This is a genomic window from Serratia sp. JSRIV002, from assembly GCF_019968725.1.
Taxonomy (GTDB): domain Bacteria; phylum Pseudomonadota; class Gammaproteobacteria; order Enterobacterales; family Enterobacteriaceae; genus Chania; species Chania fonticola_B.
Genome location: NZ_CP074143.1, coordinates 3,331,092 through 3,355,291 on the forward strand (window position 1 = coordinate 3,331,092; position 24,200 = coordinate 3,355,291).

Annotated in this window: 23 protein-coding genes; 10 read left to right on the forward strand and 13 right to left on the reverse strand. The window is 52.4% G+C overall.

Annotated features, from left to right (window positions below; all coding sequences use genetic code 11):
- Nucleotides 1–2: 2 nt before the first annotated feature.
- Together KGP26_RS15650 and msrB are read right to left on the reverse strand one after the other, a co-directional pair.
- Entirely contained in the window at nucleotides 3–275 is a 273-nt protein-coding gene (locus tag KGP26_RS15650; RefSeq protein WP_021181206.1) for a YeaC family protein, read from the reverse strand.
- A 64-nt stretch (nucleotides 276–339) separates the two neighbouring features.
- On the reverse strand, nucleotides 340–753 hold the full coding sequence (msrB, locus tag KGP26_RS15655) for a peptide-methionine (R)-S-oxide reductase MsrB (protein WP_021181205.1): 414 nt from the start codon (nucleotides 751–753) through the stop codon (nucleotides 340–342).
- A 347-nt stretch (nucleotides 754–1,100) separates the two neighbouring features.
- Between msrB and gapA the strand changes: the two genes are divergently transcribed.
- Nucleotides 1,101–2,096 (forward strand): glyceraldehyde-3-phosphate dehydrogenase, encoded by a 996-nt coding sequence (gene gapA, locus KGP26_RS15660; RefSeq protein WP_021181204.1) that lies wholly within the window; start codon nucleotides 1,101–1,103, stop codon nucleotides 2,094–2,096.
- Between the two features lie 83 nt (nucleotides 2,097–2,179).
- Nucleotides 2,180–3,055: a D-hexose-6-phosphate mutarotase gene (locus KGP26_RS15665; protein ID WP_223664259.1), complete on the forward strand. Its 876-nt coding sequence runs from the start codon at nucleotides 2,180–2,182 to the stop codon at nucleotides 3,053–3,055.
- A 120-nt stretch (nucleotides 3,056–3,175) separates the two neighbouring features.
- Here the strand turns inward: KGP26_RS15665 and KGP26_RS15670 are convergent, their stop codons facing one another.
- Nucleotides 3,176–3,880: a MipA/OmpV family protein gene (locus KGP26_RS15670; protein ID WP_037376116.1), complete on the reverse strand. Its 705-nt coding sequence runs from the start codon at nucleotides 3,878–3,880 to the stop codon at nucleotides 3,176–3,178.
- A gap of 493 nt (nucleotides 3,881–4,373) precedes the next feature.
- Here KGP26_RS15670 and yeaG point away from each other — a divergent pair, with 493 nt between their 5' ends.
- Both yeaG and KGP26_RS15680 read left to right on the forward strand, forming a co-directional pair.
- Complete coding sequence (gene yeaG, locus KGP26_RS15675; protein WP_021806619.1) at nucleotides 4,374–6,308, forward strand: protein kinase YeaG; 1,935 nt, start codon at nucleotides 4,374–4,376, stop codon at nucleotides 6,306–6,308.
- A gap of 117 nt (nucleotides 6,309–6,425) precedes the next feature.
- Nucleotides 6,426–7,694, forward strand: coding sequence for a YeaH/YhbH family protein (locus KGP26_RS15680; RefSeq protein ID WP_037375997.1), 1,269 nt, complete (start codon nucleotides 6,426–6,428; stop codon nucleotides 7,692–7,694).
- Between the two features lie 214 nt (nucleotides 7,695–7,908).
- Here the strand turns inward: KGP26_RS15680 and KGP26_RS15685 are convergent, their stop codons facing one another.
- The 6 genes from KGP26_RS15685 to cspA form a co-directional block, all read right to left on the reverse strand.
- Nucleotides 7,909–8,343: a DUF2570 family protein gene (locus KGP26_RS15685; protein WP_223664260.1), complete on the reverse strand. Its 435-nt coding sequence runs from the start codon at nucleotides 8,341–8,343 to the stop codon at nucleotides 7,909–7,911.
- Nucleotides 8,344–8,590: 247 nt separating this feature from the next.
- A complete protein-coding gene (locus KGP26_RS15690) occupies nucleotides 8,591–8,842 on the reverse strand; it encodes a hypothetical protein (RefSeq protein ID WP_209526967.1) in 252 nt (83 codons plus the stop codon).
- Nucleotides 8,843–8,939: 97 nt separating this feature from the next.
- Nucleotides 8,940–9,602 (reverse strand): anti-sigma factor domain-containing protein, encoded by a 663-nt coding sequence (locus tag KGP26_RS15695; RefSeq protein WP_223664261.1) that lies wholly within the window; start codon nucleotides 9,600–9,602, stop codon nucleotides 8,940–8,942.
- On the reverse strand, nucleotides 9,599–10,153 hold the full coding sequence (locus tag KGP26_RS15700; protein WP_021806624.1) for a sigma-70 family RNA polymerase sigma factor: 555 nt from the start codon (nucleotides 10,151–10,153) through the stop codon (nucleotides 9,599–9,601). Before KGP26_RS15700 ends, KGP26_RS15695 begins: the two co-directional genes overlap by 4 nt.
- Before the next feature lie 60 nt (nucleotides 10,154–10,213).
- A complete protein-coding gene (locus KGP26_RS15705) occupies nucleotides 10,214–10,774 on the reverse strand; it encodes a fasciclin domain-containing protein (protein WP_021181194.1) in 561 nt (186 codons plus the stop codon).
- A gap of 412 nt (nucleotides 10,775–11,186) precedes the next feature.
- Nucleotides 11,187–11,399, reverse strand: a complete 213-nt coding sequence (cspA, locus tag KGP26_RS15710; protein WP_024485401.1) for an RNA chaperone/antiterminator CspA — start codon at nucleotides 11,397–11,399, stop codon at nucleotides 11,187–11,189.
- A 359-nt stretch (nucleotides 11,400–11,758) separates the two neighbouring features.
- Here cspA and KGP26_RS15715 point away from each other — a divergent pair, with 359 nt between their 5' ends.
- The gene (locus tag KGP26_RS15715; protein WP_021181193.1) at nucleotides 11,759–11,935 is read left to right on the forward strand and encodes a GhoT/OrtT family toxin; all 177 of its coding nucleotides are present in this window, start codon (nucleotides 11,759–11,761) and stop codon (nucleotides 11,933–11,935) included.
- Between the two features lie 45 nt (nucleotides 11,936–11,980).
- Here KGP26_RS15715 and KGP26_RS15720 read toward each other — a convergent pair whose 3' ends face one another.
- Nucleotides 11,981–14,098: a TonB-dependent siderophore receptor gene (locus tag KGP26_RS15720; protein ID WP_223664262.1), complete on the reverse strand. Its 2,118-nt coding sequence runs from the start codon at nucleotides 14,096–14,098 to the stop codon at nucleotides 11,981–11,983.
- Nucleotides 14,099–14,420: 322 nt separating this feature from the next.
- Here KGP26_RS15720 and KGP26_RS15725 point away from each other — a divergent pair, with 322 nt between their 5' ends.
- From KGP26_RS15725 to KGP26_RS15735, 3 genes are all read left to right on the forward strand, one after another.
- Nucleotides 14,421–14,903 (forward strand): hypothetical protein, encoded by a 483-nt coding sequence (locus tag KGP26_RS15725; RefSeq protein ID WP_223664263.1) that lies wholly within the window; start codon nucleotides 14,421–14,423, stop codon nucleotides 14,901–14,903.
- A 295-nt stretch (nucleotides 14,904–15,198) separates the two neighbouring features.
- A complete protein-coding gene (locus KGP26_RS15730) occupies nucleotides 15,199–15,759 on the forward strand; it encodes a 3'-5' exonuclease (protein ID WP_223664265.1) in 561 nt (186 codons plus the stop codon).
- Nucleotides 15,760–15,881: 122 nt separating this feature from the next.
- A complete protein-coding gene (locus tag KGP26_RS15735; protein ID WP_021806629.1) occupies nucleotides 15,882–17,075 on the forward strand; it encodes a multidrug effflux MFS transporter in 1,194 nt (397 codons plus the stop codon).
- 2 nt (nucleotides 17,076–17,077) lie between these two features.
- Here the strand turns inward: KGP26_RS15735 and dadX are convergent, their stop codons facing one another.
- On the reverse strand, nucleotides 17,078–18,154 hold the full coding sequence (dadX, locus tag KGP26_RS15740; RefSeq protein WP_223664267.1) for a catabolic alanine racemase DadX: 1,077 nt from the start codon (nucleotides 18,152–18,154) through the stop codon (nucleotides 17,078–17,080).
- Nucleotides 18,155–18,177: 23 nt separating this feature from the next.
- Nucleotides 18,178–19,482 (reverse strand): D-amino acid dehydrogenase, encoded by a 1,305-nt coding sequence (locus KGP26_RS15745; protein ID WP_021806631.1) that lies wholly within the window; start codon nucleotides 19,480–19,482, stop codon nucleotides 18,178–18,180.
- Between the two features lie 526 nt (nucleotides 19,483–20,008).
- On the opposite strand from KGP26_RS15745, the gene KGP26_RS15750 reads away from it, so the two are divergent.
- Nucleotides 20,009–21,544, forward strand: coding sequence for a SpoVR family protein (locus KGP26_RS15750; protein ID WP_021806633.1), 1,536 nt, complete (start codon nucleotides 20,009–20,011; stop codon nucleotides 21,542–21,544).
- Between the two features lie 67 nt (nucleotides 21,545–21,611).
- On the opposite strand, the gene fadR is transcribed toward KGP26_RS15750, so the two are convergent.
- Nucleotides 21,612–22,331 carry a fatty acid metabolism transcriptional regulator FadR gene (fadR, locus tag KGP26_RS15755; protein WP_021181184.1) on the reverse strand — a complete coding sequence of 240 codons (720 nt, stop codon included), beginning with the start codon at nucleotides 22,329–22,331 and terminating at the stop codon, nucleotides 21,612–21,614.
- A gap of 243 nt (nucleotides 22,332–22,574) precedes the next feature.
- On the opposite strand from fadR, the gene nhaB reads away from it, so the two are divergent.
- The gene (gene nhaB / locus KGP26_RS15760) at nucleotides 22,575–24,149 is read left to right on the forward strand and encodes a sodium/proton antiporter NhaB (RefSeq protein WP_223664269.1); all 1,575 of its coding nucleotides are present in this window, start codon (nucleotides 22,575–22,577) and stop codon (nucleotides 24,147–24,149) included.
- Nucleotides 24,150–24,200 lie beyond the last annotated feature (51 nt).

Sequence of the window (24,200 nt, forward strand, 5' to 3'; positions counted from 1 at the left end):
GATTACTGCGGCTTCAGCTTGGCCAACGGCTCGGCCATAAACTGCTGCTTCAGCTCCTGTTTGCTTTTCATCACGATTTGCCCGTCGGTGCCAATGCTCATGTGTTGCGGGTCTGCATTGTTCATCGACTGCCACAGCATCACCGCCTGCAAGCTGTGTTCTTTCTGCTCTGGCGTCAGTGCCACACCATCAGGCCATTTGCCCAGTTCCACAGCCAGCACCAGCCGCTGGTAGATTTCCGGCGTCATGGCCGCAATCAGATCTTTTACTTCCATCAGAGCATGTCCTCACCCGGGAATGAATAATTAGCTGAATCGATTTTGTTGGTTTAGTTACAGCTTAACCTGCCGTCTGCTCGCCATTCTCGTCGTCGGTGAAATTCAGTGACGCGGAGTTGACACAGTAGCGTTCGCCAGTCGGCTGCGGACCATCGGGGAATACGTGCCCCAAATGCGCGTCGCAGTTACCACAGCGGATCTCGACTCGATGCATATTATGTGAATTATCATCAAGATAACGAATAGCATCGTCCGAAACGGGCTGATAGAAGCTGGGCCAGCCGCAGCCCGAATCAAACTTGCTGGCGGAGAAGAACAGCGGCGCGTTACAGCACAGGCAGTGGTACACGCCCTCACGCTGGTTATGCAGTAATTTACCGCTATAGGGGGCTTCGGTGCCACGCTCTTGCGTCACATAACGTTGGATTTCATTCAGTTCCGTGAGCGGTGTCTTAGGGGTTGTCTCTTTAGCCATTTGTGCTATTCCCGCAATGTGGATAATGTCAACGAAAACAATGAGTAATAATAACAAAAAATTAACAACGCTGCAGGCCTTTTTAGCCTAAACTGTACGGCATAAAGGTTACGCTGCCACCATATGTGACTTCGATCACATATCTTGCACGTACTGACTTTATACTTGGCGGTTTGCCCCCATATCGATGGAAGGACAAACGTAAATGGAATGTGCGATTTGTGTGCAAAACCGGGCCTCTGGTTTGACTTGCAGCAAGAATTGACACGATTCCGCTTGACGCTCGGTAAGGTTTTTGTAATTTTACAACCAACCTTTTATTCACTAACAAATAGCTGGTGGAATATATGACTATCAAAGTAGGTATCAACGGTTTTGGCCGTATCGGTCGCATTGTTTTCCGTGCTGCTCAGGAACGTTCTGACATCGAAATCGTTGCAATCAACGACCTGTTAGACGCAGAGTACATGGCTTACATGCTGAAGTATGACTCTACTCACGGCCGTTTCGACGGTACTGTAGAAGTTAAAGACGGCCACCTGGTTGTTAACGGCAAAACCATCCGTTGTACCTCAGAAAGAGATCCGGCTAACCTGAAGTGGAACGAAGTCAACGTTGACGTCGTTGCTGAAGCAACTGGCCTGTTCCTGACTGACGAAACTGCACGTAAACACATCGCTGCAGGTGCTAAGAAAGTTGTTCTGACTGGCCCATCTAAAGATGACACCCCTATGTTCGTTATGGGCGTGAACCACAAGTCTTACGCTGGCCAAGAAATCGTTTCCAACGCTTCTTGTACCACCAACTGCCTGGCACCACTGGCTAAAGTAATCAACGACAAGTTCGGCATCGTTGAAGCTCTGATGACCACCGTGCATGCGACTACCGCAACTCAGAAAACCGTTGATGGCCCGTCTCACAAAGACTGGCGCGGCGGCCGCGGCGCATCCCAGAACATCATCCCTTCTTCTACCGGTGCTGCTAAAGCTGTAGGTAAAGTCATCCCAGAACTGAACGGCAAACTGACCGGTATGGCGTTCCGCGTTCCTACTCCGAACGTGTCTGTGGTTGACCTGACTGCCCGTCTGGCAAAACCAGCTTCTTACAAAGAAATCTGTGCTGCTATCAAAGCCGCTTCAGAAGGCGAGCTGAAAGGCGTGCTGGGCTATACCGAAGACGAAGTGGTTTCTACCGATTTCAACGGCGAGAAACTGACTTCTGTATTCGATGCTAAAGCCGGTATCGCGCTGAGCGACACCTTTGTGAAACTGGTTTCTTGGTACGATAACGAAACTGGCTACTCAAACAAAGTACTGGACCTGATCGCTCACATCTCCAAGTAATGGCTTGATGCGCAGTTGATTATCAAGGGCGACACTAGTGTCGCCCTTTTTATTTGTTTTTGCGGCGAAAAGAAGGCAACAACATGAACGAAAAAATCTTCACCCTACCCGTTAGCGAACAAATCACCCCTTTTATCAGCCAACGCCAACTGGACGAACTGCCCGTGGTGGTGGTTTCTCACCCGAAAGTCCGTGCGGCCATTACTCTGCAAGGGGCTCACCTGCTGGCCTGGCAGCCAAGCGGTGATAAACCGGTGCTTTGGCTGAGCAACAATACGCCATTCAAAAACGGCGTGGCGATCCGCGGCGGCGTACCGATCTGCTGGCCTTGGTTTGGCCCGGCAGGTAGCCCATCCCACGGCTTTGCCCGTAATCAGCCGTGGCAGTTTACCGCGCACGATGAAGATGAAAACGGCGTGATCCTGACCTTCACGCTGCAAGATAACGAACAAACCCGCAAATTGTGGCCACATGCTTTCACCCTGATCGCCCGCTTCAAGCTGGGTGAAGAGTGCGAGATGGAGCTGGAATCACACGGTGACTACCAGGCTACCGCCGCTCTGCACAGCTATTTCCAGATCGGCGACATCGACAAGGTGAAAGTTGCCGGTTTGGGCGAGCATTACATCGATAAGGTGGCGAAGGGGATCGAGGCACGTCAGGTTGGCGAGCTGGAGTTTACCGGGCAAACCGATCGCGTTTACACGCAGGCCACGCCTTGCAGTCTGATCAAAGACCCGGTATTGCAACGGACCATCGAGGTCAATCATCACTATATGAGTGATGTGATCGCCTGGAACCCAGGCGTCGAGCTTTCCTGCAGCATGGCCGACATGCCAAACGACGGTTACAAAACCATGGTGTGTGTGGAAACCGGGCGCGTAAGCAAGCCGCTGATCGCCTCTGGGGAGCAACCTGCCCGCTTGGCGATGAAAATCCGCAGCATTAAAAATAGCTGATCAAACTGGGGCGAATCATTTCGCCCCTCTTCTCTTCATCCACCGCTCTACAGATGTGCAAAAGGAGCGTTTCCGCCCCTTTTCGATGCACCTAATGCACCATGATAGTGCAACCAGCCATTAGAAGGTGTAAGTCACACCCGTCCACAACATGCCGGTATAAGATTTATCAACCATTGGGCTGTCTTTAACTTCGCTGTCCAGGCGCGTATAACGCCCCGTGAAGAAGGCATTCCAGTTGGCGTTGATATTATAGTTGGTGCTCAATTCGACGTATGGCGACCAGCTATCGCTCGGCTTATAGGTGTTGAAGGTACTACGGCGGGACTCATCACCATTGATGCCATAGTAATATTGGTTCTGGTTTGAGCTGTTCCAGTTTACCCCGATGCCAGGAGCAAAGCTCCAGGAGTCCACCTGGAACTTATAGAGATAGGCAATATCGCCCACCAGGCCGTTACTGTTGTCCAGCATATCGCCAGAGAAAGCCGTACGGATCGATCCCCACTCGGCCCTGTGTGTAAAGGCCACACCGGCCATCATGGTGCTACGGCGCTTGTCCAACTGCTTCATGCGGTCGTCGTCACTGTCGCCTGGCTTATAGTGCAACGGTGAGTAATAGGCGATCAGGCTCAGCTGATTTTGCTGATCTTTCCACAGGTTGTAACCGGCCAACAGCGTATGGAAGTAAAAATCATCGCCATCGTAATTGATAATAGGAACGGGATAGACACGATCCTGATAACCACGATAAGGATCTGGGCTAACCAGCGCTGAAGCACCGAGTGACCAGCTTCCTGCCTGAGCACTGTGCGCACAAACCATTGCGGAAGCGATAATTGCTAGCGTTTTGAGTTTAGATATCTTCACTGGCTTTTTCCATAGATAACAAGATGTAATTAACGACTATAGTTTATGTGAAAACCGACCAGCCTGCCGGATCTTTACAATAGAAAACAACCAAGATCGAATAACTTAGAACCCAAAGATGAATTATTGATGGCAAAAAGATGACGTTTTTTGCCGCAACCCGCGCCAGACAAGGCATTTGCCGCCCCTCGCCCTAACTGAGTCATTGAAATGACTTAAAAAAGACCCTTTCTCTTGCAGGAAATTTTCCAGTATGCAACTAAGCTTAAAATCAGAAGGTGAATTTAGGCTGAGCCCAGTGGCAATACAGCGCAACTCGCGAGAATAAGCGCACCAAGTTGGCATACGGGTTGCTGTACTCAGTCATAGCTTCACGCTTTCGGGAGCCAGAATACCAACACCAGCTCCTTTTTTAACCTGTGCTAATAACGAAAGGACGGGCATCGCCATGAACATATTTGACCACTATCGCCAGCGCTACGAAGCTGCCAAGGACGAAGAGTTCACACTGCAGGAATTTCTTTCCATCTGCCGGCAAGATCGCAGTGCCTATGCCAATGCGGCAGAACGTCTACTCATGGCTATCGGTGAACCAGTGATGGTCGATACCGCGCTTGAGTCGCGTATGTCTCGCCTGTTCTCCAACCGCGTGATCGCACGCTATCCGGCATTCGAGGAGTTCTACGGCATGGAAGAAGCTATCGAACAGATAGTTTCTTACCTGAAACACGCTGCCCAGGGCCTCGAAGAGAAGAAACAAATCCTTTATCTGTTGGGCCCGGTGGGTGGCGGTAAATCCTCACTGGCAGAACGGCTGAAAGCCTTGATGCAGCGTGTACCGATTTACACCCTGAGCGCCAACGGCGAGCGCAGCCCGGTCAATGACCATCCGCTGTGCCTGTTCAACCCGCAGGAGGATGCCACTATTCTGGAAAAAGAATACAACATCCCGACGCGCTATCTTGGCACCATTATGTCGCCGTGGGCCGCTAAACGCCTGCATGAGTTCGGCGGGGACATCACCAAATTCAAAGTGGTGAAGGTTCGTCCTTCAATACTTGAACAAATTGCCATCGCCAAAACCGAACCGGGCGATGAGAACAACCAGGATATTTCTGCGTTGGTCGGTAAAGTGGATATCCGTAAGTTGGAAAATCACGCGCAGAACGATCCGGATGCCTATGGCTACTCCGGCGCACTGTGCCGCGCCAACCAAGGGATCATGGAGTTTGTGGAGATGTTCAAAGCGCCGATCAAGGTGCTACATCCTCTGTTGACCGCCACCCAGGAAGGTAACTACAACGGTACCGAGGGGATCTCTGCCCTGCCGTTCAGCGGGATTATCCTGGCGCACTCTAACGAATCGGAATGGGTGACCTTCCGCAACAACAAAAATAACGAGGCCTTCCTCGACCGTGTTTACATCGTCAAGGTGCCTTACTGCCTGCGGGTGTCGGAAGAGATTAAAATCTACGACAAACTGCTCGATAACAGCGAACTGACCCACGCGCCTTGCGCCCCTGGCACGTTGGAAACGCTGGCTCGCTTTACCGTACTGTCGCGTATGAAAGAGCCAGACAACTCCAGCATCTATTCGAAGATGCGTGTCTACGATGGTGAAAGCCTGAAAGACACCGATCCGAAGGCCAAGTCGTATCAGGAGTATCGTGACTATGCCGGGGTGGATGAAGGTATGAACGGCCTTTCGACCCGTTTCGCCTTCAAAATTCTGTCTCGGGTGTTCAACTTTGACCATGCCGAAGTCGCGGCTAACCCGGTACACCTGTTCTATATCCTGGAACAGCAGATCGAGCGTGAGCAGTTCCCGCAGGATCTGGCAGAGAAATACCTGGAGCACCTGAAAGGCTACCTGATCCCGAAATACGCCGAGTTTATCGGCAAAGAGATCCAGACCGCCTATCTGGAATCCTACTCCGAATACGGTCAGAACATTTTTGACCGCTACGTGACCTATGCAGACTTCTGGATCCAGGATCAGGAGTACCGTGATCCAGATACCGGCCAGCTGTTTGACCGTGAGTCCTTGAACGCTGAACTGGAGAAAATCGAGAAGCCAGCGGGTATCAGCAACCCGAAAGATTTCCGCAACGAAATCGTCAACTTTGTCCTGCGTGCCCGTGCCAATAACAGCGGCCGGAACCCGAACTGGACCAGTTACGAGAAGCTGCGTACGGTTATCGAGAAGAAAATGTTCTCGAACACCGAAGAGCTGCTGCCAGTCATTTCCTTTAATGCTAAAACCTCAACGGATGAGCAGAAAAAACACGATGACTTCGTCGACCGGATGATGGAGAAAGGCTACACCCGCAAGCAGGTTCGTCTACTGTGCGAATGGTATCTGCGGGTGAGAAAATCTTCATAAACCGACGACCGCTGACGTCATAGATAGCCTATACCTGAGGATTTCGGGTTGTAGCCTAACGGCTACAGCCTGAAACACCCAAGGTAGAGAAAGTTGGCAACGTTGTTTGGGGGATGTATGGCGTATTTCATTGACCGACGGCTGAATGGCAAAAACAAGAGCATGGTGAACCGCCAGCGCTTCTTGCGTCGCTATAAGTCGCAAATCAAACAGTCGATTGCCGAAGCCATCAACAAGCGTTCGGTTACCGACGTGGACAGCGGGGAATCGGTATCGATCCCCGGTGGCGATATCAACGAGCCAATGTTCCATCAAGGGCGCGGCGGTAAACGCCATCGCGTTCATCCCGGTAACGATCACTTCGTACAAAATGACCGCGTTGAACGCCCACAAGGCGGCGGCGGTGGTGGTGGCGGCCAGGGCAATGCCAGCCAGGATGGGGATGGCCAGGATGAATTTGTCTTCCAGATCTCCAAAGATGAGTATCTCGACCTGTTGTTCGAGGATCTGGCGCTGCCCAACCTGAAGAAAAATCAGTACAAACAGCTGACCGAATACAAAACCCACCGTGCAGGCTACACCGCCAACGGCGTACCGGCCAATATCAGCGTGGTGCGTTCGCTGCAAAACTCGCTGGCGCGTCGAACCGCCATGACCGCCGGTAAGCGACGTGCTCTGCATGAGCTTGAAGACAGCCTTGCCCAGTTGGAAAACACCGAACCGGTGCAACTGCTGGAAGAAGAGCGCATGCGTAAGGAGATTGCCGAGTTGCGCAAAAAAATCGACAGCGTGCCGTTTATCGACACCTTCGACCTGCGCTACAAGAACTACGAACGTCGGCCTGAACCCTCCAGCCAGGCGGTCATGTTCTGCCTGATGGACGTATCAGGCTCGATGGATCAGGCAACCAAAGACATGGCCAAACGCTTTTATATTCTGCTGTATCTGTTCCTCAGCCGAACCTATAAGAACGTTGAGGTGGTCTATATTCGTCACCATACCCAGGCTAAAGAAGTGGATGAGCAGGAGTTCTTCTACTCACAGGAAACCGGCGGCACCATCGTTTCCAGCGCCCTCAAGCTGATGAACGAAGTGGTCGAGGAGCGTTACGATCCTGCACAGTGGAATATCTATGCCGCTCAGGCTTCGGACGGGGATAACTGGGCTGATGATTCGCCACTGTGCCATGAACTGTTGGCAAAAAACATTCTGCCGATGGTGCGTTACTACAGCTATATCGAAATTACCCGCCGTGCTCACCAGACGCTGTGGCGTGAATATGAACATCTGCAGGCGACGTTTGAAAACTTTGCCATGCAGCATATCCGCGAGCCGGATGATATCTATCCGGTATTCAGGGAACTGTTTCATAAGCAAACGGCGTGATCTAATAGAAAACGGCCAGCAACGAAAGTTAGCTGGCCGTTTTAACTCATAGGAATGCTGCATCCTCGCCAACCAGCCGCAACCGCTATAAACTCAACAACACCGCCATTTGATCAACGCTTCGATCCGTGAGGCGCAGATATCAAGCTCACTCTGGCTCACTTGTAAGGCCATAACGACATCCCCGAAAGTCTCTCCGGTAAACGGTGTCTTCTCACACTGCTGTAGCAATACCGCTGGCGGATATACGTAGATCAGTTGCGGAGCCGGTGGCACCGGTTTTGGTCGCTCCGCGCAGGATATCGAGAGCATCAGCAGGCAACCGCTGATGACCGCAGTCGTTATCCTCCAACGCTTTGCGTAACGTTCTATTTTCAGCATCGGCCTTTACTCTCTTTTGCTGTTCAATCTTGAGCTGTTGTTCGGTAGCACGACGATCGGCATCCGCGGCACCTTTCAGCGCCTGAATGGTTTCATCCCTGCCGATTAATGCGAAGCCCAACGCCTCGTTATCTTTTTGAGACTGATCGATGTCCCTATTCAAATCTTCGATGCGTTGACGCATGCTGAACAACAGGGCTGCAAGCAAGCAGACCAGTAATAGTTGCCAATGACCTTTGGAAAACTGAATTAACCCCGCCAGGCTCATGACAGCAACACCTCGCGATCGGTAACACCTTGTCTATTTGTCTGCATTTGAATTCCTCCGTTGAAGCCAAAACACGGCTTTAGATAAGCAGTATCTCAAAGCAGAAGGATGAGGTGTATTCGCGAGGGTTGTACTAGCCATGCCACAACTAATCGTTAGGACTCAAATGGCAAAAATCTCACCGAGGCGAGATTTTTGGTGATTCACAAAATGGTTCAGGCAGCCATAAGGTGACGATGTTTCGAAGTCACAACAAATACCTAAAATCGTGGATATCGGGGAACAGGCCCACCGTCCTAAGATGGCGGTTGCAGATAAACCAGATCTCATCGCGATCGTTCGAGAGGATGAAATAAGCATCGGCGGTTTCCGAAGGATTATACACCCCCAATGCACGATAGGCCGTATACAGGCTGAATCCGCTATCCAACGGATAAGGCTTGGGTGCATTTTCCATCTGCACCACTCTCAAGTACAACCCTTGCTCGATCCATATCATAAAGTCACCTGTAACGATGGTTGATAACTTTAGTATGGTCGTAAATGGGATTATCGTCGCCTTCAGCGAAAAACCATCGGCAAGAATATCAATCAGATCACAGTGAAGTTAACTGGCCGCTGTACAGTACCGGACCGGTTGGAAGCCCTGTAGGTGAGCCACCCGCTGGCTCCAGGCTGATGGCAATGGTCATGCCTTGCGCCAGCGTCATCGAGTTCAAGGCCAGCTCGGTCGGCTTCTCTGCAGCAACCAACCCTAAGGAACGCGGCTTTTCACCCGGCGAGATTGCCCACAGTTGCAGGCTATTGGCTACGGCTAACGTTTTCGGGTTAAGCGGGGTCAGTCTCAGATGGCGTTTGCCACTGTCCATGCTGACAATCCATTGCCCACTGCCCTGCTGACCCGCATTGAGCACCACTGCCGGAGCAAAATCCTGCGGCTGAGTGATAAAACGCGGCACCAGCAACAACGCGGCCAAACCGGCAGCCAGCGCCCAGCCAAGGTAGTCCCAGCGTTTACGTCGTTGCACGACCTCAATGGGCAAACCAAGTTTGATCTTTTTCCACACGCGTTCCGGTGGCAATACTGGGGTCAATGCCAGATCCAACGGAGCCAGCAGCGTTTGCCAACGTGCCACCAAGGCGGCCAGCGTCGGCTCCCGCTGGATACGCTGTTCAAAGTTCAACCGCGCAGGCCCGCGCAACGTGCCCAAGGCATATTCTGCGGCTAACGCCGAGTCATACTCACCTTTGCTTTTCATAGGCCCACACAGTTTTTCAAATGATCCAGTGCCCGGCGGATCCAGCTTTTGATCGTGCCAAGCGGTTGTTGCAGATGTGCCGAAACCTCGCCATGAGACATGCCTTGGTAGTAAGCCAACACAATGCTCTGACGTTGTTCAACGTTCAGATGATTCAGGCACTCGGCCAGCTTTCCAGCCTCCTCACCCAGCAGCAACTGACTAGCGGGTTCTTCCGTGCCCGCCCCCAGGTCATCCAGCCACTCCTCTTCCGTTTGCCCCGCCCGGCCTCCAGCACTGCGCAACCAATCAATAGCCTTGTTGCGCACAATGTGCGTCAGCCAGGTCAAGGGGGAACTGAGATTGGGGTCATAGCTGGCAGCGCGATTCCACACGCTGATAAAGCTTTCGTGCAGCACCTCTTCGGCCCAGGATTGACGGCGCAGTAAACGCAGAGCAACGGCAAACAAGCGCGGCGAGGTCTGCCGATAAAGTTGTTCAAATGCGTTGCGGTCGCCAAGCGCAACGGCCTGCATCAATTCGACATGCTGTTCGGGAAGTGCTTTGGTCATGTCCTGTCCTATCAAGGTGCGGGCAGCCTTTTGGCAGCCTGCACCTAGTATAGACGGGATTTATTTTGGCAACAGAACGCTATCGATAACGTTGATCACGCCATTTTTCTGATAGACATCATAGGTGCTGATGTTGGCAATATGACCTTGGCCATCTTTGAGCTGAATATTGTGGGGGCCATTATTCATAATCCACAGCGGTTGGCCATTGACCGTTTTCAGCTCGGCCGTGCCGTGCCCTTCCTTGATTTTCTTCTCCAGCTGTTTCATATCATAGCGGCCGGCAACCACATGGTAGGTCAACACGCCGGTCAGCGCCGCCTTATTCTCAGGTTTGAGCAAGGTATCGACCGTCCCGGCAGGCAGTTTGGCAAAGGCTTCATTAGTCGGAGCAAACACCGTAAACGGACCTGCGCCTTGCAGAGTGTCAACCAGGCCAGCCGCCTTCACCGCAGCAACCAGCGTGGTGTGATCTTTGGAGTTGAGGGCATTCTCGACAATATTTTTGCTGGGGTACATGGCGGCACCACCTACCATTACCGTATCGGACATCATGGCAGCCATTGAGACGCTACTGAACAACAGTGATGAACACAGGGCAGTACAAAGAAGCTTTTTCATGGTCATATCCTCGAAGAGTGATGTGGGAAGATGTCCTCACATAGCCATATACGTAGTGAACGAGAATATTGGATGCAGTAATCTGAAAATATTTTTCGAGCGGGGAAACTGGATGTAAAAAACCCCGGCGTAAACGCCAGGGTTAAAAGTAGTGCCGGTCGCTTTCCCGGCTGTCATGATGCGGCGCAAGCGTCCATCGAACACTCCAGCATTGCACAGCCTAAGCACGGCTTTTTCACAACAGAAAAGCAAACTTTGGTGAAATTGGCTTTTCTGTCTACCCTCATGGCTAGGAGGATATATTCAATCCCGGCACCAGGCCGGGATTGATGTGGTAGTGTCGATATCGCTTGTCTGCTCCGGTCTACACCATCATCGCTATTGCAAGTTTCAACCACACTACCGAGTCACATTACATTGCTGTAACGTTGACTGCTGATGGGCCTTTGGCACCATTTTCGATGCTGAATTCAACCTGCTGGCCTTCATCAAGCGTCTTGTAATCATTACCCTGGATTGCAGAGAAGTGTACGAACACGTCTTTGCTGCCATCAGCAGGAGAAATGAAACCAAAACCTTTACCAGCGTCAAACCATTTTACTAAACCAGTCATTTTATTAGACATAGATACTTCCTTCATTGTTTTTTTAGGCCGCCATAATGGCGAATGAGGTCTGCAATTCAGTGGAAACTTATGGGGGCACTAGAAGGAAATTCGCGGAAGAAGAGGTATCTGTCGGATATCGCTAATACTGAGAACTACTTTACTAAAACTGCTTTCATAAGGTCTGTACTTCAAACCGATGACGCTATTTACTCATAACCCAGAGTTATTAGCAAGGGCTATTTATAATTAATTTCGATAAGGCGCTCTTTCAGCCGTGCGACAAGACACTCCCTCCACCCTTTTACACCGCATTAACACATTGATTACTTGCGGGGAGCCGCCTAAAATGAGCGGAAAAAATTACCGGGATGGTTTTCATGTTATCGCTGTGGGAAGTCACGCAATACGTTTATTTTATTGGCCTGTTGGTTTCGATGATTGTCACTTTTCTGGTCAGCCGCGATACCCTCCCCATCCGCCTGCTCAGTGCGCTGATTATCGGCCTGACCTGGCCACTCAGCCTGCCCGTGGTGCTGTTGTTTTCGCTGTTTTAGCGCCTCATCCCGCTCACGTTCAGCGGGATGAGTACGGTTTAACCGTTAAAAGTCATACCCCACGGTAGCGATAACTGAACGCCCCGCTCCCCAATAGCAGTAGCCAGTACCATAGCAACCAGCAACATATTCCCTGTCCGTCAGGTTATTGGCGTTCAGCTGCACGTAAGCCCCTTTCAACGACGGTTTTACGCTGTCCAGATCCATGCGCACCGAAGCATCCAGCAGCGTGACCGAAGGAATACGCAGAGTATTCTCATTATCCGCCCACTGTTTGCCAATATAACGCACGCCAGCCCCCAGATTGATACCCAGCCCAGCCTTGTACTGCCCCCATAAAGAAGCCATCTGATTAGGCGCCAGGTATGGCGTATTGCCATCGTTACCGTCAACGGCGTCTTTGAATTTCACTTTGTTGTAGCTGTAACCGGCAATGATATTCAGGCGCTCGCTCACCTGACTACGGGCCTCCAGTTCAATCCCTTGCGAATGTACCTTACCGGCAGGCACATAGTAGCTGTCCTTCACCACGCGGTTGGCTACGTCATTCTGCGTCAGATCGTAGAGGGCAATGCTGTAGATCGAGCTGCTACCAGGAGGCTGATACTTCAGCCCGGCCTCATATTGCTCGCTGGTGGTCGGTTTGAGCAGATGCCCCTCTTTATCGGCCAGGACCGCTGGTGTCACCGCGGAGCTGTAACTCATATACGGCGAGAAACCGCTGTCAAAGTGGTACAGCAAAGAGGCTCGGCCCGTAAAGTGGTCGTCAGTACGGGCATCGGTAGAATCGGTATTCAGCACGGTATTCTTGGTTTCCAAACGGTCAACGCGCCCGGAAAGATTGAGATACCAGTTATAGAGGCTGACTTCGTCCTGCAGATAGACGCCGGTCTGCTCATAACGCCGTTTAGAATCGGTATGGCTGAGAATAGTGATATCTGGCCCGCCGGAAACGCCGGTGAACGGGTTCAACGGCGTGGCCGAACCAGACTCTTCCCACTGGTTATTGGTAAAACGTTGATAATCCAGCCCCAGCATCACCTTGTGTTCCAACGCACCCGTCGCGAACTCCGCCGCCAGTTGGTTATCCACGGCATAAGCATCCAACGACGTATTGGAGCCGCTGTACCAACGGTTCAACTCGCTGCGGTCGGCGTTCCAGCCAATCTGGTAAACCTGCTCCAGCTCAACGTTGGAGTGGGTGTAGCTGGCGTTTTGACGGAATGACCAGACGTCGTTAAAACTATGCGAGAAGTCATAACTGTAGATTTGCTGCCAACGTTTAAACACATTGCGGCTGCTTTCCCCGTCAAAAAATCCCCGGCCCAGCTTGTCCCCACTGGTGGTATATATGCTGCCGTCTGACGGTACCGCGCTGTGGTAGCCACCGGAAGGATCTTTTTGCAGATTGGCCTGCAACAATAATGAGGTATTTTCATCCGGTTGCCACAGCAACGAAGGCGAAATCGCATAGCGCTCTTCACGCTGATAGTCATACATGGTGTCACTGGTGCGGGTAATGCCGGTCAAACGGTATGCCCACCGATCGCTCAGTGCCCCCGTCGAATCAAATGCACCGCCTTTGGTATTGTTGTTACCCGCCATCACATTGAGGTGGTTTTCACTGGCAAACTGCGGCCGTTTGCTGGTCATCGCCACCAACCCACCAGGGATGCTTTGCCCATACATCACGGAGGACGGGCCCTTAATCACGTCAATACGTTCCAGGAACCAAGGGTCGACCTGCAAAGCGTTATAACTGCCGCCGTCGCTAAGCAGTCGTAGGCCGTTCAGGAAGGTGTTATTGACGTCGCCACCGTGGAAACCGCGCAGAGCGATAGTATCGTAACGCGTCGCGCCACCAGAGAAGTTAGTGAATACGCCTGGGGTATATTTCAGCGCATCGTTAACCGTCAAAGCCCCTTGGTCGCTCATCTGTTGGCGTGTTACTACGGAGACGGATTGCGCAGTGAGTATCAGGGGCCGATCCGTTTTAGTGGCCCCCTGGCTGGTGCTGGCCTCATAGCCATGCGTTGCCGTTTCCGCCGTATCGGCGGGTTTTGCCGTTACCACGAGGGTATCTTCAGCAAATGAGGTCAGTGGCAGGAAAATCGCTAACGAGCAGTAAAGATAAGAACGACTGGCAGGAAAAAACGCAGGCATACCTGTATTCCCCATGGGATCTATTGAAATTGCACCGAAAACGAACCGCGCTGGCAACGCTGGCCAGTTTGGCGAACAGAAGTCACGGTGCTCAGATGTTGTTAGATAACAAATACTAATAACAATGATAATTATTATCTTTACCATCAATGAATTCAAGTTGCAAGACACTCTGGTGCTGGGCGTTTCAGGCGGGTTTATTGCCTTATGATTGGTACGTCATATTGATAAAAACCTTTTTCTCAGCAGGTTATGCTCCTGAGCCGTTTAGTTTTCATTTAGCTTTTAAATGCTATAAATCTGGATAACTCAAGGAGAGTGCATGACTCAAACAGCAAATCCCATCTCAGCCCCCTCCAGAAGACTGAAAGTGGTCTATGGCTGGTATGTTTATACAGTGTATGCGTTACTGGTCTTTAATCTCTATCTGGCGGTATACAACACTTGCGTTCGCCACCCCTTTGAATCACCGTTAATCTCCATGGCTCATAGCCTGTTTATCGCTTTTGTGCTCAGCCAGATCCTGAAGAAACGAAGAGGGTTCAGTTGGGTATTGCTGATTTACTTTATGTCCATGCGCCTGTATTACGCCAATATCTTGCACACTGAGTTCTCCGCCGCCAGCCTGAGCCTGGTTTGGGTCGTCATGACAATGTTACTGGCTGGTACCCTAACCGTTAGGCAATTCAACGCTAACCAGGTGCAACAGGAATGGTTGGCGCGCTTTGGATGGCGCCAATGGGCCGTGTTAATCGGGATAACGGCGATATTGACGCTATTAGTCACCCGCGACTATCTGGGGTGACGGATGACGGTGGGATGTGAGGTTCAGAGATATCCACCATGCGGCAGAGTTTACTTAAGTTTTGCGCGTTTTCGCAGATTTTATCGGTAACGTAAACGCCAAAATAGCCTAATACCAGCAGATAGCCGATCATACATAGAATAAAAATAAGTGTTCTCAACGCTAGCTACCAACTCTGCAACATGACTAAAGTCATCATACCGTGATCAGACCGTTTTCGCCTATTTCAAAGTCACTGGATATTCTGCCAGACTGTATGCAGTACCATCACGAACTTGTTCAGCCTGGAGACCCCATGAACCATTTGATGCTAGATATTGAAACGCTGGATATTACCCCGAGCGCGGTGATCCTGGTGGTTGCCGGGGTGTTTTTTAACCCCAAGACCGGTGAGTTAGGAGCAGAATTTGAAGCGGCAGTGAACAGCCAGCAGGAACAACCGGGTCGGACAATCAACCTGGATACCGTGGCCTGGTGGGCAAAACAGTCAGACGAAGCTCGTAAACTGGCCTTCGGGGGCAGCGAAAGTCTCAAGCGGGTCTTGACCAACCTGAGCCGTTTTATTCATATGCACAGCACCGATACGGTGAAAGTCTGGGGCAATGGCAAAGAGTTTGACTGCTCGATCCTGGAACATGCCTACCACCAGTTGGCAATGCCCTGCCCCTGGAAGTTCTGGGATACCCAAGACGCCCGCACTATCATTACGCTGGCAGAGTTGCATGGTTTCAACCCCAAGAAACAGCGTCCGTTTGAAGGCACACCACACCGGGCGCTGGATGATGCCAAACACCAGGCGCGCTACGTTGCAGATACCATTTCAGCGCTTTATTACCGCCAGCCCGCGGCAAAATGATCGCGCCAGGTCAAATCAAGCGCAAACGGTTTCCTGTCTGTCATCAATACGTTATCGCTTCCCATTTGCGGTTGGGATCTCTACTCTAGTTCTCTTTGTCATTCGGATGTGCCATTTTTGTTATGCAAAAATTTCTCTTTCTCCTGCTTAGCCTGGTGTTGCTCGGCCCTCTGGGAATCGATCTCTATCTGCCCACCATTCCTGCCATTGCCCTGGGCCTTAACAGCAGCGAAGCCTTGATCCAATCCACCATTTCGCTGTTTATTCTGGTGTTGGGTCTTGGCCAGGTGATCGCCGGTCCGCTGGTGGATAATTACGGTCGTAAGCCTGTGGCTATCGCCGGGATCCTGATTTATATGGTGGGCGCAGCCATGGCTGCGCTGGCGACAACGGCAGATATCTTTGTCGCTTCACGCCTGATGCAAGGCGTGGCCGTTTGCTGTACCGCCGTTGTAGCATTCAGTGGCGTGCGCGATCGGATGAATGGCGATGACGCCGCACGCGCTTTCGGTTTTCTCAACGGCACGCTGAATATCATTCCTGCACTGGCCCCGCTGCTCGGTGGTTTGTTGGCAGAAGCCTTCGGCTGGCGCGCCCCATTCTGGTTCCTGGTCGGTTATGCCGCGGTGGTATTATTGCTGGTCATCTTCTTCCTGCCGGAAACCCGCCCCGCTACTACCGTTGCCGTCAAAGGGCTGCCGGTACGCCAGTATCTGCGCATTCTTGGCGATCGCCGTTTTATCTCCTTTGCAGTGGTCAACGCCGGGGCGATGGGGATGGCGCTAACTTATGTTTCATTGGCACCTAACGTGCTGATGGGCACCGCCGGGCTATCACCGCTGCAGTTCTCTTTGGTATTTGGTGCCAACGGTTTCTGGATCATGCTGGTCAGCTTTGTCGCCAACCGCATCATTCACAAGATTGGCCGCCCTTTCTGCCTGGCGACCGGCGGCATACTGATGGGGTTAGGCTGTCTCGCTTTAGTGTTGGGGGTGGCACTACTGGGTGAAGCTGCACAAAGCCATTGGTTGGCTTATATCCTGCCCGTGGCCTGCGCCTGTGCCGGATTGGCTTTTGTCATGGGGCCGTCAACCAGCTATGCGTTGGAGCCTTACTCTAACGAAGCGGGCGTGGCTTCAGCACTGGTAGGTTTTATTCAGATGGCCGGAGGGGCCGCGCTGGGCCTGATCGCGATGGCGTTGCCGCTGCAGCCGAAACTGTCGCTGGCGTTGGTGATGTTGGTAGGTTGCCTGCTGGCGCTACACGCACGGCAGCGCAGCAAGCAAATCAAAGGGCAGTTGAAAAAAATCGGCTGAGCTTATTTCTCAATAACAATAGGCACCCGTGCCGCCAAGGCTGTCAGCAGCTCGTAACCCAAGGTTCCGGCTGCGGCAGCCACATCATCGACCGGCAGTTTCCTCCCCCACAGTTCGACATCAGTACCAATGGTTGCATGCGGGCACGGTGTCAGATCCACCGTCATCATATCCATGGAAACCGAACCTACCGTATGCGTCAGAACACCGTCCACCCAGACCGGAGTGCCGGTGGGCGCATGGCGAGGGTAGCCGTCCGCATAACCACAGGCCACGACGCCGATACGCTGCGCCCCACCAGCGGCATAACGCCAGCCATACCCCACCCGATCTCCCGCTTGCAACTGTTGGATGCCAATGATTTTGCTGCTCAGCGTCATCGCCGGTTGCAAACCGGTATCGGCGATGTCCTGCCAGTGGCCGCTGGGTGATGCGCCATAAAGTATAACCCCCGGCCTCACCCATTCCGCCTGCGTCTGCGGGTGCCACAAGGTGGCCGCCGAGTTGGCCAGACAACGCGGCAGATCAATCGCAGCAGTGGCGCGGTCAATTACGGCCATCTGTTCCGTTACGCCTTCAGGACCGTCGGCGGTGGCAAAGTGGCTCATTAGCGTTATCGAACCAATATTGTGCAACTCCTTTGCAGTTAACCAAGCACTGTGCAACCGCTCCGGGGCAAACCCTAGGCGGTTCATCCCACTGTTCAACTTGAGATAAACATCCAAAGGGGCCTGTAAACGCGCTTCGGCAATCGCCTGTAGTTGCCAGTCGCTGTTCACCGCCGTGGTTAACCGGTAACGATCGATCAGCATAAGGTCTGAGGGCTGGAAAAAGCCCTCCAGCAACAGAATCGGCCCCTGCCAGCCAGATTCGCGTAGTAACACTGCCTCGTTCAGATCGAGCAAGGCAAAACCATCGCTATTCTCGGCCAGGCTGCGCCAGACGTGCTGCAAACCATGGCCATAAGCGTTGGCCTTAACCACGGCCCAGATTTTAGCCGAGGGTGCAAAACGACGAACTACCTGCAGGTTATTGGTCAACGCGGCCAAATGCAGCGTAGCGGTAATCGGGCGAGGCATGGGCTCTCCTATCAGATTGGGTTTCAGCGTGCCGGGTGCACGTCATTCAATGGAACAACAGGCCCCTGCCGAAAGTCTGCGCGGTAACGCGCCACCGCCAGATCGTCTGAAGCAATGGCCGGGGTAACCCCAGAGATCAAGTCGGCAAGCAACTGGCCGGAGCCGCAGGCCATCGTCCAACCCAAGGTGCCATGGCCGGTATTTAAATAGAGATTTTTCAGCGAGGTGCGCCCCACAATCGGCGTGCCATCTGGCGTCATCGGGCGCAGCCCCGTCCAGAATGTGGCCTCTTCAACTCGCCCACCGTTCGGGTACAGATCGCGTACCACCATTTCCAGCGTTTCACGCCGCTTCTGCTCCAACTGGGTATTGAAGCCAACAATCTCCGCCATACCGCCCACGCGGATGCGCTTATCGAAGCGAGTAATGGCAATTTTATAGGTTTCGTCCAGCACGGTAGAGAACGGCGCTGCCGCTTCATCGGTTATCGGGATGGTTAATGAGTAACCTTTCAACGGATAAACCGGAATGGACACCAGATCGCGCAGTAGTGCGGTAGAATAGGCACCGAACGCCACAACATAGCTATCGGCAGTCATGATTTCACCATCACACTGCACGCCGGTAATTTTATCTCCTTCCACCAGCAAGCGTTCAACGTTGCGGTTAAACAGGAAGTTGACTCCGGCCTGCTGCGCCAGCTTGGCCAACTGCTGGGTGAACAGTTGGCAGTCCCCGGTTTCATCATTCGGCAGCTGTAATCCGCCGGTAAGCTTGTGAGCAACCTGCGACAACGCCGGTTCGACCGTCGCCAACTGGCTGGCCTCCAGCAGTTTGTAAGGCACCCCGGCATCCTCCAGCACGGCAATGTCCTTGGCAGCGCTGTCAAACTGCTGCTGGGTGCGGAACAGTTGCAGCGTGCCGCCTTGACGGCCTTCGTACTGGATGCCGGTTTCCTGGCGCAGGGCTTTAATGCAGTCACGGCTGTATTCCGCCAGACGTACCATACGGCCTTTGTTAGTCATATAGTGGGCAGTATCGCAGTTTTTCAGCATCTGCCACATCCAGCGCAGTTGGAAACTGCTGCCGTCGAGGCGGACTGCCAACGGCGCGTGACGCTGGAACATCCATTTAATCGCCTTCAACGGTACCCCAGGAGCTGCCCAAGGTGCGGCGTAACCCGGAGATATTTGCCCGGCATTGGCCGCACTGGTTTCCAAGGCTGGCCCGGGTTGACGATCGATCACCGTCACCTCATGACCCGCTTTTGCCAAGTACCAGGCACTGGCAACCCCTACCACTCCGCTACCTAAAATAACCACTCTCATCGCTGACTCCAGCCCAAGGATCGATAAAGCACAATCTACCAATAACAGGAAATTAACTCAGTGGAAAAAACTACTCAACAAATCGTTTATTAATCGTGACAATATTCACAATTATTTTATCGTTGATGCGCCCGTCTTTGGCAATAGCGGACATAAAATAACGATAAGATACTGTTAAAGCGCATTTTGCCGATAAAACAGGCTATTCGGCCCCCAAACACATCAGCGAAAATCGCCAGTGGCACCGGGAATGACAACCAACCCAATTTGGAACATAAACCTGTTTAATTAAATATTACAGGTTAATAATTCCAACCATCACCATTGGGCATCAGTTTCCTCTGCCTCGCGGTTCGAATGCCTGGTTGAGTGCCACCACAGGCCGCAAAGCTGGTTTACGCGTAGCAACCGCAAGTGGTTATCAGTACTCAGCACGGATGATTTCAAACGATTTATTACGACTTGGACTATCATTGTTAAAGGGTCTGCCAAAAGAGCCGACGCCGTTCATAACGAGGGTGCGCTGATGACTACTTCGACACAGAAAAAGGTTAAGGAAGATAAACGTCTGAGCGATGGACCGGACTGGACATTCGACCTGTTGCAGGTGTATCTGGAACAGATCGACCGGGTTGCCAAACATTACCGGCTCGACACCTATCCGCATCAGATCGAGGTCATTACCTCCGAGCAGATGATGGATGCCTATTCCAGCGTCGGGATGCCGATCAACTATACCCACTGGTCATTCGGTAAAAAGTTCATCGAAACCGAGCAGCGCTATAAGCATGGCCAGCAGGGGTTGGCCTATGAGATCGTGATCAACTCCAACCCGTGTATTGCCTATCTGATGGAAGAAAACACCATCACCATGCAGGCACTGGTTATGGCTCATGCCTGCTATGGGCACAACTCGTTTTTCAAAAATAACTATCTATTCCGCAGTTGGACCGACGCCAGTTCGATTGTCGATTATCTGCTGTTTGCCCGCCATTACATCAGCGAGTGTGAGGAACGCTATGGCGTGGAAGAGGTAGAAAAGCTGTTGGACTCCTGCCATGCGCTGATGAATTACGGGGTCGATCGCTACAAACGGCCACAAAAAATCTCGCTGGTGGAAGAAAAAGCCCGCCAAAAGAGTCGTGAGGAGTATCTGCAAAGCCAGGTCAACTCGCTGTGGAAAACCTTGCCGCGAGTCGATCGCGAAGCCCTGCCGGAACAGGCCGTGCGTTTTCCGCGGGAGCCGCAGGAAAACATTCTCTACTTTATGGAGAAAAACGCCCCGTTGCTGGAATCCTGGCAGCGTGAAGTGCTGCGCATCGTGCGTAAGGTAAGCCAGTATTTCTACCCGCAAAAACAGACGCAGGTGATGAACGAGGGCTGGGCCACCTTCTGGCACTACAGCATCCTTAACCACCTGTACGACGAAGGGCGCGTGACGGATCGCTTTATGCTCGAGTTCTTGCACAGCCATACCAATGTGGTCTACCAGCCACCTTACAACAGCCAATACTACAGCGGCATCAACCCGTACGCGCTTGGCTTTGCCATGTTCCAGGACATCAAACGGATCTGCCAGTCGCCGACCGAGGAAGATCGCTACTGGTTCCCGGATTTCGCCGGCAAAGACTGGTTGGATACCCTGCACTTCGCCATGCGTGACTTCAAGGATGAGAGCTTTATCAGCCAGTTCCTGTCACCGAAGGTGATGCGTGATTTCCGCTTGTTTACCGTGCTGGATGACGATCGCAATAATTACCTGGAGATTTCAGCGATCCATAACGAAGCGGGCTACCGCGCGATACGCCAGGAGCTGTCGGCTCAGTACAACCTGAGTAACCACGAGCCCAATATTCAGGTCTGGAATGTGGATCTGCGTGGCGACCGTTCATTAACGCTGCGCTATATTCCGCAGGACCGGGCGCCATTGGATAAAAGCCGCCGTGAGGTGATGAAGCATCTGCATCGTCTGTGGGGATTCGACATTATTCTGGAGCAGCAAAACGAAGATGGCAGCGTTGAGTTGCTGGACCGCTGCCCACCAAGACCCAACGCGTTATAAGGCTGCAATATGACAAAGGGGCGCATGCAGCGCCCCTTCAACTAACTGATTACGGGTATGACGCGAATTAACGACGCGCTTCGGTCAGATCGCTTGGCATAGTGCCCTGCATACTCTGCCAAATAGCCCCGCTCTCTTTACCGTAATTACGCACGCAATCCATCACCTGATCGTACATCTTCTCATGACACAGGCTCGACAACTTGTTGTAGAAGGTCAGTGCGAGTTTGCGCGCTTCCGGGTTGGAGAAGTAATAACGGCCAACGCGGGTATACAGCCCTTTCAAACCATTGAGTATCAGGCCGTAAATCGGGTTGCCCGAGGCAAAGGCCAAGCCACGGAAAATTTCATAGTCGAGCTGGTTGAAAGCATCCGCCTGATCGTCAACCAGCGCCGCTTTCGCCAACACTTCCTGCGCCTGCTCCGGGTGGTTACGCACCGCCGCACGGATAAAGATCGAGGCAATATTGGTCCGCACCGACAGCAGATTATCGATCAGCTGCGGTACGCTGTTGTGATCGAGCCGGGCCAGGGTTTCCAGAATATTAAGGCCGGAAGTTTCCCAAAAATTGTTCACTTTGGTCGGTTTGCCGTGCTGAATAGTCAACCAGCCATCACGGGCCAGTCGCTGCAGAACCTCACGTAATGTGGTGCGCGTGACGCCAATCAGTTCTGAAAGCTCACGTTCCGCGGGCAAAATAGAGCCGGGAGGGAAGCGGTTATTCCAAATACTTTCAATAATATACTCTTCCGCGAAACCGGCAGGACTCTGCGCCTTTATAACCATGTGTTTGATGTTCCGTAACGACGATAATCAGTAATTGTAATCGGCAGATCATACCAGATCGCCGGGGCATCACATAGCGCGAGCCAAAAACATTAAACGAAAGTGTGCATAAGCTGGCAAAAAGATGAAAAAAACCACTTCGCCGAAATTTCAGTCTATTAGGACTTCCTTATTTGCATCAGGCCCACTGCCGTTGTTAGGGTATGACGAGCCAACTCACTTTGAGGTTTCGCAAAAACAAGCATGGATATGACAATACGCTCGGCATTGGTAAAGAACTTTCTCGGGGCGTCCCCCGATTGGTACAAACTGGCCATCATCAGTTTTCTGGTGATCAATCCCTTGGTGTTTTTCCTGGTCAGCCCTTTCGTGGCGGGCTGGTTACTGGTTATCGAGTTCATCTTTACGCTGGCTATGGCGCTGAAATGCTACCCGTTACAGCCCGGTGGACTACTGGCCATTGAGGCAGTGTTGATCGGCATGACCAGCCCCGCACACGTCAGCGCGGAAATTGCCAGTAATCTTGAGGTGTTATTGCTGCTGGTGTTTATGGTGGCAGGCATCTACTTTATGAAGCAGTTGCTGCTGTTTGTATTTACCAAACTGCTCCTGAACATCCGCTCAAAGATGCTGCTATCGCTGTCCTTCTGCGTTGCCGCGGCACTGCTTTCTGCCTTCCTGGATGCCCTGACCGTGGTAGCGGTGGTGATTAGCGTCGGCACAGGTTTTTATTCTATCTACCATAACGTCGCCTCCAATCAGAAGACCGATATTAGTGACGATAGCCGCCTGGAAGATGCCGACCATAAACAGACGCTGGAACAGTTCCGTGGCTTTCTGCGCAGCCTGCTGATGCATGCCGGCGTGGGCACCGCTCTCGGGGGCGTGATGACCATGGTGGGCGAGCCGCAGAACCTGATCATCGCCAAAAGCGCCGGGTGGGGCTTTGGCGAATTTTTCCTGCGTATGACCCCCGTCACGCTGCCGGTGTTTATTTGCGGTCTGTTGGTTTGCCTGCTGGTTGAACGTTTTGCAGTTTTTGGCTACGGCACCAAACTGCCGGATCAGGTGCGTAGCGTACTGAAAGAGTTCGATCGCCAGGCAACGGCCAAGCGTAGCCGCCAGGAAAAAATGAAGTTGGTGATACAGGCGTTAATCGGCCTCTGGTTGGTGATTGCCTTGGCCTTCCACCTGGCGGAAGTGGGGCTGATTGGCCTCTCGGTGATCATTTTGGCGACCTCACTGTGCGGCGTAACCGATGAGCATGCGATCGGCAAGGCTTTCCAGGAAGCCCTGCCCTTTACCGCGCTGCTGACGGTGTTCTTCACCGTTGTGGCAGTGATCATTGAACAGCAGCTGTTTACTCCAGTGATCCACTATGTTCTACAGGCACCGCCGAGCTCACAGCTTTCCCTGTTTTATCTGTTCAACGGTCTGCTCTCTTCCGTTTCTGATAACGTTTTTGTCGGTACGGTTTACATTAACGAAGCTCAGGCAGCATTGGCGGAAGGAGCAATTTCTCTGCAACAGTTCGAACTGTTGGCGGTAGCGATTAATACCGGCACCAATCTGCCTTCGGTAGCTACGCCCAACGGGCAGGCTGCTTTCCTGTTCCTGCTGACCTCTGCTCTGGCACCGTTGGTACGTCTGTCTTATGGCCGCATGGTCTGGATGGCATTGCCTTACACGGTGGTGCTGACTCTGGTTGGCCTGCTGTGTGTGCAGCATACTCTGGCACCGGTAACGGACCTGTTTACCCAATGGCAATGGCTAATGCCGCTACCGCTTGACGCAACGGCCCCAATCGCTGCACATTAGCCGCCATAACCGTCCCCGCAAACGACGATATTTTTCACTGAATCGTCGTTA

What these genes read in the sequence shown, in the direction of transcription:
- KGP26_RS15680 (WP_037375997.1), top strand. Translation starts at nt 6,426, where the DNA reads ATGGCGTATTTCATTGACCGACGGCTGAATGGCAAAAACAAGAGCATG.
- KGP26_RS15690 (WP_209526967.1), bottom strand. Translation starts at nt 8,842, where the DNA reads ATGATATGGATCGAGCAAGGGTTGTACTTGAGAGTGGTGCAGATGGAA.
- KGP26_RS15700 (WP_021806624.1), bottom strand. Translation starts at nt 10,153, where the DNA reads ATGACCAAAGCACTTCCCGAACAGCATGTCGAATTGATGCAGGCCGTT.
- KGP26_RS15715 (WP_021181193.1), top strand. Translation starts at nt 11,759, where the DNA reads ATGTTATCGCTGTGGGAAGTCACGCAATACGTTTATTTTATTGGCCTG.
- KGP26_RS15665 (WP_223664259.1), top strand. Translation starts at nt 2,180, where the DNA reads ATGAACGAAAAAATCTTCACCCTACCCGTTAGCGAACAAATCACCCCT.
- yeaG (WP_021806619.1), top strand. Translation starts at nt 4,374, where the DNA reads ATGAACATATTTGACCACTATCGCCAGCGCTACGAAGCTGCCAAGGAC.
- KGP26_RS15750 (WP_021806633.1), top strand. Translation starts at nt 20,009, where the DNA reads ATGACTACTTCGACACAGAAAAAGGTTAAGGAAGATAAACGTCTGAGC.
- KGP26_RS15705 (WP_021181194.1), bottom strand. Translation starts at nt 10,774, where the DNA reads ATGAAAAAGCTTCTTTGTACTGCCCTGTGTTCATCACTGTTGTTCAGT.
- KGP26_RS15735 (WP_021806629.1), top strand. Translation starts at nt 15,882, where the DNA reads ATGCAAAAATTTCTCTTTCTCCTGCTTAGCCTGGTGTTGCTCGGCCCT.
- KGP26_RS15725 (WP_223664263.1), top strand. Translation starts at nt 14,421, where the DNA reads ATGACTCAAACAGCAAATCCCATCTCAGCCCCCTCCAGAAGACTGAAA.
- nhaB (WP_223664269.1), top strand. Translation starts at nt 22,575, where the DNA reads ATGGATATGACAATACGCTCGGCATTGGTAAAGAACTTTCTCGGGGCG.
- cspA (WP_024485401.1), bottom strand. Translation starts at nt 11,399, where the DNA reads ATGTCTAATAAAATGACTGGTTTAGTAAAATGGTTTGACGCTGGTAAA.
- fadR (WP_021181184.1), bottom strand. Translation starts at nt 22,331, where the DNA reads ATGGTTATAAAGGCGCAGAGTCCTGCCGGTTTCGCGGAAGAGTATATT.
- dadX (WP_223664267.1), bottom strand. Translation starts at nt 18,154, where the DNA reads ATGCCTCGCCCGATTACCGCTACGCTGCATTTGGCCGCGTTGACCAAT.
- KGP26_RS15670 (WP_037376116.1), bottom strand. Translation starts at nt 3,880, where the DNA reads ATGGTTTGTGCGCACAGTGCTCAGGCAGGAAGCTGGTCACTCGGTGCT.
- KGP26_RS15745 (WP_021806631.1), bottom strand. Translation starts at nt 19,482, where the DNA reads ATGAGAGTGGTTATTTTAGGTAGCGGAGTGGTAGGGGTTGCCAGTGCC.
- KGP26_RS15650 (WP_021181206.1), bottom strand. Translation starts at nt 275, where the DNA reads ATGGAAGTAAAAGATCTGATTGCGGCCATGACGCCGGAAATCTACCAG.
- KGP26_RS15695 (WP_223664261.1), bottom strand. Translation starts at nt 9,602, where the DNA reads ATGAAAAGCAAAGGTGAGTATGACTCGGCGTTAGCCGCAGAATATGCC.
- KGP26_RS15685 (WP_223664260.1), bottom strand. Translation starts at nt 8,343, where the DNA reads ATGAGCCTGGCGGGGTTAATTCAGTTTTCCAAAGGTCATTGGCAACTA.
- gapA (WP_021181204.1), top strand. Translation starts at nt 1,101, where the DNA reads ATGACTATCAAAGTAGGTATCAACGGTTTTGGCCGTATCGGTCGCATT.
- msrB (WP_021181205.1), bottom strand. Translation starts at nt 753, where the DNA reads ATGGCTAAAGAGACAACCCCTAAGACACCGCTCACGGAACTGAATGAA.
- KGP26_RS15720 (WP_223664262.1), bottom strand. Translation starts at nt 14,098, where the DNA reads ATGCCTGCGTTTTTTCCTGCCAGTCGTTCTTATCTTTACTGCTCGTTA.
- KGP26_RS15730 (WP_223664265.1), top strand. Translation starts at nt 15,199, where the DNA reads ATGAACCATTTGATGCTAGATATTGAAACGCTGGATATTACCCCGAGC.